Genomic DNA, 9,518 nt, shown 5'->3' with positions numbered 1-9,518 from the left:
AGCAGCCCCCGCCCTCCACACCCCCAACAACGCCACCACCAACTCAACCGACCGCTCCATCACCACCGCAACCCGACCACCACGCCCCACACCCAAGCCGGAGAGGTAAGCGGCCAACCGACCGGCTGCCGCGTCCAGTTCTGCGTACGTTAGGGAGCGTCGGCCGTCCGTCACCGCCACCGCGTCGGGAGTGTTCTCCACCTGCCGGGAGATCAGCACGGGTACCGGGCCCCGCGGCGCCTCGGCGGTCGTCGCGTTCCACTCCGTGACCAGTAGCCCGCGCTCCACCGCGCCGTCGCAGACATCCGTCCGGCCGACGAGAAGGGACGTATCGGCTATCAGCTGTTCCAGAACCCGTACGAGCCGGTGCCCGAGCCTGCGGGCCACCTCGTGGTCGATGAGGTCCGGCCGGTACTCGACGTGAATACGGAGCCGGTCATCGGGGACGACTCCGACCGCCAGCGCGTAGTGGGTCCCGGATTCGATACCCACCTGGGCAATCGCCGGCCCGCGATCCGCTTCGCCGGGGCCGGGCCGCTCGGACGTACCCCGTGGGTAGTTCTCGAACATCAACATCGTGTCGAAGACCGCGCCCGGCCCGGCGACGCCCTGAATGTCGGAGAGTCCGAGGTGCTGGTGGGTGATCAGAGCTGACTGCCGCTCCTGCAATTCGGCGAGCATACGCAGCACCGGCTGCGCGCCGTCCAACCGCACCCGCACCGGCTGGGTGTTGATGAACAAACCGATCATGGTGTCGGCGCCGGGCAGTTCCGGGGGCCTCCCGGAGACCGTGGTGCCGAAGACCACATCCGTACGGCCGGTCAGCCGCGCCAGCACCAACGCCCAGGCACCCCGCAACACGGTGTTCACCGTCAGCCCGTTTCCGCGGGCCAACGCATTCAACGCGCGCGTGTGTTCCTCGGACAGCTCCGCGGAGCACGCTTCTGGTGGCGCCGGCGCCCGGTCAAGGGCCGCCGGTGCCACGAGCGTCGGTTCTTCGGACCCGGCCAGCTCCACCCGCCAGGCGTCCCGGGCTGCCTGTTTGTCCTGACGTGCCAGCCAAACCAGGTAATCCCGGTAGGAGACCGGCCGCTTCAGCTGGGTGCCGTCGCCATCCGCCGCATAGATTGCGGACATCTCGCCGATGAGGTTCGGCATCGACCAGCCGTCGAGGAGCATGTGGTGGGTTGTCATGACGAGCCGATGCCGGAATTCGCAATCTTCGCGGTCTTCGCGGTCCTCTCGGCTTTCTCGGCCTGCCGGCAGGCGAATCAGCAGCAGTCGCATCAGCGGCGCGTCGGACAGGTCGAGCCGTTCCGCGCGTTCACCCGCCGCCAGCCGCTCCGCCTCGGCCTCCGCCTCATCGACCGGAAGCCCGCTGACGTCCGCCTCGTCCCACCGCAGGGGAACCTCCCGTCGGACGACCTGAACCGCGGCACCTGACGCCGTCCGGTGGAAACCCGTCCGCAGTGTGTCGTGCCGGGACACCAGCGTCTCCCACGAGCGCCGCAGCCGGGCCGCGTCCAGCGGGCCGGTCAATTCCAGCGTCCGCTGAGTCCTGTAGACGTCGGGGCTCGATTCGTCATAGGCGGCGTGGAAAAGCAGCCCCTCTTGCAGTGGGGAGAGCGGCCAGACGTCCGCCAGTCCGGGCGCCGTCGCCTCCAGCTCCGTCACGCTGTCCTGGTCGAGGGTGAGAAGGGGGAAGTCGGACGGGGAATGCCCGCCGGTGCCGGGCTCCTCGGTGTGGGTGGCGAGTCCGGCCAGCATCTCCAGCCAGCCCTGGCCCAGGCGCTCCGCCTCGTCCTCGTCCAGCACTCCGGACGGCCAGGCCAGTGTGACCGTCAGGTGGGCTCCGGCGGCTGTGTCCTGGACGACCGCCCCGGCCTCCAGCACGTGCTGGAGCGCCATGGCGGGGTCGGCCGACCCCCCTGCCTCTGCTCCGTCTGCGGGCTGCCAGGGTTTCGCGGCCTGGTCTTCTCCAGGACCGGTGCTCATCCGGCCCAGGTAGTTGAACCCGATCTGCGGGACGGGCAGCTCCGCCAGCCGGGGACCGGTGTCCGGATTGAGATACCGCAGCAACCCGTAGCCCAGCCCGTCGCCGGGCACCGCCCGCGCCTGCTCCTTGACCTGCTTGAGGAGCCGCCCGGCCGCAGAGCCACCGGAACGCACCTCGCCCGGGTCGATGCCCGCGGCGCTCAGACGGACCGGGTGGACACTGGTGAACCAGCCCACGGTACGGGTCAAGTCCGTGCCCGGGTACGGTTCCCGGCCGTGGCCCTCGATATCCACCAACATCCCGGCGGCATCCGGGCCTACCTCCCCGCGCCACTGCGCGATCGCGCCAGTGAGCGCCGCCAGGAGCACATCGTGCACCCCACAGTGGAACGCTGCGGGGGTCCGTCCGGTGAGGGTTGCGGCCTGGCGCGGCGGGAGGGACCACGACCGCCGACGCATGGTCGCCACGACGTCCTGGGCCGGATCCAGCGCCCGCTTGCCCAGCAACGCTTCGCGGCCACCCGCCAACACATCCACCCAGCCATCCAGCTCAGCGACCCGCTCAGGCGAACGCGCCTGCTCAGCCAGCAGCCCCGCCCACCGGCGGAAGGACGTCCCCACCGGATCCAGGGCGGGCGTCCGACCCGCCATCGCCGCCTCACAGGCAACCTGGACGTCGGGCAGCAGGATGCGCCACGACACCCCGTCCACCACCAGGTGGTGAACCACCAACACCAGGCGCCCCGCACGGCCGGGACCGGCGTCCACCCACACCGCCTGCACCATCACACCCGCACACGGATCCAACCGCCCCACAGCCCCCTCGGCCACACGCTCCGCGACCTCCTCCAACCGCTCCCCCGCCGCATCCACCCGGACGACCAGCGCACCGGCATCCACCGACCCACGCTCACCCACCACCAGAACCGGGTCGGCACCGGCACCAGTCACCACCCGAGCCCGCAACATGTCATGGGTATCCAGCACAGCGTTCAGCCCGGCCACCAAAGCGTCTTGTGTCAACCCAACCGGGGACACCACAACGCTGTACTGCGCGAACCCGCCAAGCACCGCCTGCCCACCCAACGACCGCATCACCGGCGTGAAAGGCATCTCCCCCACGCCCACGTCTCCAGCCGCCGTGAGGTCCCCCGCCTCGACCGGCTCCGCCACCTCGGCCAACCGCTCCGGCGTCCTGAGATCGAAGACCTGTCGCGGAGTCAGCACCAACCCGGCACGACGCACCCGCGACACCAGCTGCAAGGAAAGGATCGAATCGCCACCCAGCTCGAAAAAGCCGTCTTCGACGCCTACTCGTTCCAGCCCCAGTACCTCGGCGAACAGCCCGCACAGGATTTCCTCGGCCGGTGTACGAGGCTCCCGCCGCGTCACCCGCGCCGCGAAGTCCGGCGCCGGCAGCGCCGCACGATCCACCTTGCCGTTGACCGTCACCGGCAACGCATCCAGCACCACCACCGCCGCCGGAACCATGTACTCCGGCAACAGCCCCGCCACGTACTCCACCAACAACGACGGGTCCGCACCCCCCTGCCCATCGGGGACGACGTAACCGATCAGCCGACGTTCCCCTGGGCCATCCGCACGCGCCACCACCACCGCCTCCGCAACCGACGGGTGTCCGGCCAGGACCGCTTCCACCTCCCCCGGCTCCACGCGATAACCACGGATCTTCACCTGCTCGTCCGCCCGCCCGACAAAGACCAACTCACCGTCACCGGTCCAGCGCACCAGATCCCCGGTCCGATACATCCGCCCACCAAAAGCACCGAACGGGCAAGCCACGAACCGCTCGGCCGACAACCCCGCACGATCCAGATAGCCCCGCGCCAAACCGGCACCCGCTACGTACAACTCACCCGTCACCCCCGGCGGAACGGGCCGCAGAAACGCATCCAGGACATACACCCGACGCCCCGCCAACGGACGACCCAACGGCAACACCCCACCCAACTCATCCCCCGGCCGCAACACATGCCACAACACACACAACGTGCCCTCGGTCGGCCCATACAAATGCCGGACAACCACCCCCGGACACGCCCCCCGCACCCGCGCCACCGCACCAACCGGCACCACATCCCCACCCGTCAACACCTCACGCAACCCCGCAAAACACCCCGGCGACTCCTCCGCCAACACCCGAAACAACCCCGCCGTCACATGCACCGCCGACACCCCAGCCCCCACCACCGCCCGAATCCGCCCCGCACCCACCAACCCCACACCAGCAACCACCACACACCCACCCACAGCCAACGGCACCCACACCTCAAACAAAGAAACGTCAAAAGCATGCCGCGCATGCAACAACACCGCATCCCCCGCCCCCACACCCCAACCACGCTCACCCACCAAAGCCACCACACTGCCGTGCGGCACCATCACCCCCTTCGGCACCCCCGACGACCCAGACGTATACATCACATACGCCAAATCCACCCCACCCACCGCAAACAACGTTCCCTCCGCCGAGCACGCGGCCACCGCAGCCGAAACCCGCGGATCATCCAGCACCACAAGCCGACCCGCAGCATCCGACGGCACCACGCAGCGAGTCTCCTGCGTGCACACCACCACCGACGGCGCACAATCCCCCAGCACGAACGCCACCCGCTCCGCGGGGTAACTCGCGTCCACCGGAACATAAGCAGCCCCCGCCCTCCACACCCCCAACAGCACCACCACCAACTCAACCGACCGCTCCATCACCACCGCAACCCGACCACCACGCCCCACACCCACACCAGACAAATAGCCGGCCAACCGACCCGACGCCGCCCACAACTCCCCATACGACAGAGACGATTCCGCATCGGACACCGCGACCGCATTCGGTGTCCGGGACGCCTGGGCGGCGATCAGCTCGGGCACCGAGACCGCTGACGCCGGCTCCGTCGCGCCGCTCCCCGCCGCCACCACCCGCGCCTGCTCGCCCACATCCAGCAAACCCACCCGACCCACAGGCACCGCCGGGTCCGCCGCGATCTGCTCCAGTACCCGCACCAACCGTTCCAGGACCGAGCCGGCGAAAGCACGGTCGTACACATCCGGCCGGTAGTCGAGCTTGCAGATCATCCGGTCCCCGGGGACCACAGCCAAGGTGAGCGGATAGTGAGCGACATCGTGAGCGCCGGCGAAGGTGACGTTCAGAGTGTCCGGACCGGAGGAACCCACGGGCGGGCTGGGGTAGTTCTCGAACACCACGAGCGTGTCGAAGACCGCGCCGGCCCCGGCGAGTCGCTGGACCTCCGGCAGGCCCAGGTGCTGGTGAGCCAGCAGCTCGAACTGCCGCTGCTGAATATCGACGAGCATCTGCGTCACCGGCTGCGCACCGTCCAGCCGCACCCGTACCGGAAGGGTGGTAAGGAAGAACCCGATCATCGACTCCACACCCGGCAGTTCGGTGGGCCGGGCCGCCGCAGTGGCGCCGAACACCACATCGGTCCGCCGTGCCAGCCGTGCCAGCAGCAGTGCCCACGCGCCCTGGACGACCGTGTTCAGCGTCAGGCGATGCTCGCGCGCCAACCGCGCCAAGCTGTGGGTGAGGTTTTCGGAAAGCTCGCTGATCAGGCTCTCCGGAGCCACGGGCACTCGCGCTGATCCGGCGGTCGCCACCAGCGTCGGCTCGTCGGCTCCGGCCAGCTCTGCCCGCCAGGCAGCACGCGCGGCCTCCCTGTCCTGGCGGTTCAACCAGGCAAGGTACTCCCGGTAGGAAGCAACGTACGGCAGCCCTCCGGTGTCGCCGTCCGCCTCGTACACCGATACGAGTTCGTTGAACAGCACCGGAAGCGACCAGCCGTCCATGAGGACGTGGTGGCTGGTGACGACGAGGCGGTGCCGCCGCTCACCCAGGCGGATCAACAGCAGCCGCAGCAGGGGCGGCACCGTCAGATCGAAGCGGTGTGCGCGCTCCTGTGCGGCCAGTTGACCGGCCATGGCCGACGCTGCGTCCTCCGGCAGCCCCGACACGTCGGCTTCCTGCCACGGAAGCCGCACCTCACGCGCGATGACCTGCACCGTCTCGCCGCTCTTACGGCCACGAAAGCTCGCCCGGAGCACGGGATGCCGCAGCACCAACGCCTCCCACGAGCGCCGCAGCCGAGCCGGGTCCAGGGGGCCGTCCAGGTCGAGCATCCGCTGCCCCTGATAGACGTCCGGGCTCTCCTCGTCGAAAGCGGCGTGGAACAGCAGCCCCTCCTGCAACGGCGACAGCGGCCACACGTCTTCGACAACACCTCGGTGCATCGCTTCTCTCCTCACGGCAGCCCGTCGACTCACGGCTGCTGATCATGGACATGTGCGGCATTCCGTGGTCGTTCACCACGGTCACCGGTGGTGCTTGCTCGCGCTGTGCGTGCTGGTCGACGGCGGACGCGTACGCATGCGCCGTCGACGGCCTGTCGGTCAGGCTTCGAACTCGTCGACCTCTTCTTGGTCGAGGTCCACGAAGGCGAAGTCGGAGGGGGTGTGGCCGCCTGCGGCGGGGGCGGTGGTGTGCGCAGCCAGGCCGCCGAGCATGGCCATCCAGCCATGGCCCACCCGTTGTACGGCGGCCTCGTCCAACACCCCAGCGCACCAGCTCAGGTGAAGGGTCAGTGTGGGGCCGCCCGGGGTGTCCTGGACGACCGCCCCTGCTTCCAGTGCGTGCGAGGCGGAGTGACTGGGGCCCGTGGACCCGCCGATCACCTCCGCACCCGCCAGTTGCCAGGCATCCGCGACCTGCTCTTCTCCGGAAGCGGACCTGAACCGGCCCAGGTAGTTGAACCCGATCTGCGGGACGGGCAGCTCCGCCAGCCGGGGGCCGGTGTCCGGGTTGAGATAGCGCAGCAACCCGTAACCGAGACCGTCGCCGGGCACCGCCCGCGCCTGCTCCTTGACCTGCTTGAGGAGCCGCCCCGCCGCAGGACCACCGGAACACACCTCACCCGTGTCGATACCCGCGGCACTCAGACGGACCGGGTGAACACTGGTGAACCAGCCCACCGTACGCGTCAGGTCCGCACCCGCATACGGCTCCCGGCCATGACCCTCGACATCCACCAGCACCCAGGCGGCACCTACGTCCTGACCACGCTCGCTCCTGTACTGCGTGATGGCTCCGGCCAACGCGGCGAGCAGCACCTCGTGTACCCCGCAGTGGAAGACCGCAGGTGTCTGCCCAGTCAGGACCGCGGCTTGCTCCAACGGAAGGGACCACGACCGGTGGCGCAGGGTCGCCACGGTGTCCCGCGCCGGATCCAACGCCCGCTTGCCCAACAGCGGCTCGCGGCCGCCCGCCAACACCGCTTCCCAACCGTCCAGTTCGGCGACCCGCTCAGGGGTGCGCGCCTGCTCGGCCAGCAACCCCGCCCACCGCCGGAAGGAAGTCCCCACCGAATCCAGCACCGGAGCCCGGCCCGCCAACGCCGCCTCACAAGCGGCCTGGAGATCAGGCAGCAAGATGCGCCACGACACCCCGTCCACCACCAGGTGATGCACCACCAACGCCAACCGGCCCGCCCGGCCGGGGCCAGCGTCCACCCACACCGCCTGCACCATCACACCCGCACACGGATCCAGCCGCCCCACCGCCTCCTCCGCCGCGCGCTCCGCCAGCCGGTCCAGGCGCCTGGCCTCCTCGCCAGCAGCATCGATCCGCGAGATCAGAGCCGCGGCATCCAACCCACCAGGCCGGTCCACCGTCAGCACCTGCCCGCCCGGCACCACCTTGGCCCGCAACATGTCGTGAGTAACCAGCACAGCACTCAACCCGGCCACCAACACGCTCTGCGTCAATCCGGCCGGGACCACCACAACGCTCCACTGCGCGAACCCACCAACCGCCGCCTGCCCACCCAACGACCACATCACCGGCGTGAAGGGCATCTCACCCACGCCCGTGTCCATCACCGCCGCTATCTCGTCGCCGAGGCGGGCGATGGTTGCCAGTTTGGCCGGCGACTGATTCTTGTATATGTCATGCACGCTGATGTGCACGCCTTCGCCCCTGGCCCGGGAGGCGAGTTGCATCATCATGATGGAATCGCCGCCGAGGGTGAAGAAGCTGTCCTCGACGCCTACTCGTTCCAGCCCCAGCACCTCCGCGAACAGCCCACACAGGATCTTCTCGACCGGGGTACGGGGCTCCCGCCGCGTCACCCGCGCCGCGAAGTCCGGTGCCGGCAACGCCGCACGATCCACCTTGCCGTTGACCGTCACCGGCAACGCATCCAGCACCACCACCGCCGCCGGCACCATGTACTCCGGCAACACCCCCGCCAAATGTGCCCGCACCTCCTCCCCCTCCAATGGCCGACCATCCGCAACCACATAGGCCACCAAGACCGGCTCACCCGGCCGATCCGCACGCGCCACCACCACCGCCTCCGCAACCGACGGGTGTCCGGCCAGAACCCCTTCCACCTCCCCCGGCTCCACCCGATAACCACGGATCTTCACCTGCTCGTCCGCGCGGCCGACAAAGACCAGTTCGCCATCACCGGTCCAGCGCACCAGGTCCCCGGTCCGATACATCCGCCCACCAGAGGCGCCGAACGGGCAGGCCACGAACCGCTCGGCCGACAACCCCGCACGATCCAGATAACCCCGCGCCAAACCAGCACCCGCTACGTACAACTCACCCGTCATCCCCGGCGGCACCGGCCGCAGGAACGCATCCAGGACATAAACCTGGCGCCCCGCCAACGGACGGCCCAGCGGCAACACCCCACCCAACTCCACTCCCGGCCCGACCGGGTGCAACGTCGCACACAACGTGACCTCCGTCGGCCCATACGTGTGCTGCACCGTGACCTCCGGACACGCCGCCCGCACCCGCCCCACCGCACCCACCGACACCACATCCCCACCACTCATCACCGACCGCAACCCCACAAAACACCCCGGCGACTCCTCCACCACCGCCCGAAACAACCCCGCCGTCAACTGCAACACCGACACACCAGACGCAACCGCCCCCCGCACCCGCCCCGCATCCACCACACCCACACCAGACACCACCACCCGAGCCCCCACCACCAACGGCAACCACACATCAAACAACGACGCATCAAAAGCATGCGGCGCATGCCACAACACCCCATCCCCCGAGCCCACACCCCACCCAGGATCACTCACCAAAGCCGCCACACCCCCATGCGGCACCGCCACACCCTTCGGCACCCCCGACGACCCAGACGTATACATCACATACGCCAAATCCTCCCCACCCACAGCCACCGACTCCACCACCGGACACGCAGCCACCACCGCCGAAACCCGCGGATCATCCACCACCACCAACTGCCCCGCAGCATCCGACGGCACCACAGAGCGAGTCTCCTGCGAGCACAACACCACCGACGGCACACAATCCCCCAACACGAACGCCACCCGCTCCACCGGATAACCCACATCCACCGGAACATAAGCAGCCCCCGCCCTCCACACCCCCAACAACGCCACCACCAACTCAACCGACCGCTCCATCACCACCGCAACCCGACCACCACGCCCCACACCCA

At 69.1% G+C, this 9,518-nt stretch carries 2 protein-coding genes; both read right to left on the bottom strand.

The genetic code is table 11. The features are described from left to right. Window positions 1–6,261: amino acid adenylation domain-containing protein (locus ACH4K4_RS38555; protein ID WP_398175009.1), on the bottom strand; the 6,261-nt coding region annotated here is incomplete at its 3' end. Between the two features lie 159 nt (window positions 6,262–6,420). Beyond that, window positions 6,421–9,513, bottom strand: coding sequence for an amino acid adenylation domain-containing protein (locus tag ACH4K4_RS38550; RefSeq protein WP_398175012.1), 3,093 nt, complete (start codon window positions 9,511–9,513; stop codon window positions 6,421–6,423). Window positions 9,514–9,518 lie beyond the last annotated feature (5 nt).

It is taken from the genome of Streptomyces sp. NPDC017529 (genome assembly GCF_044329785.1).
Taxonomy (GTDB): Bacteria; Actinomycetota; Actinomycetes; order Streptomycetales; family Streptomycetaceae; genus Streptomyces.
Note: the sequence above shows the minus strand (reverse complement) of the source record. Positions and strands in the feature narration are given on the sequence as shown.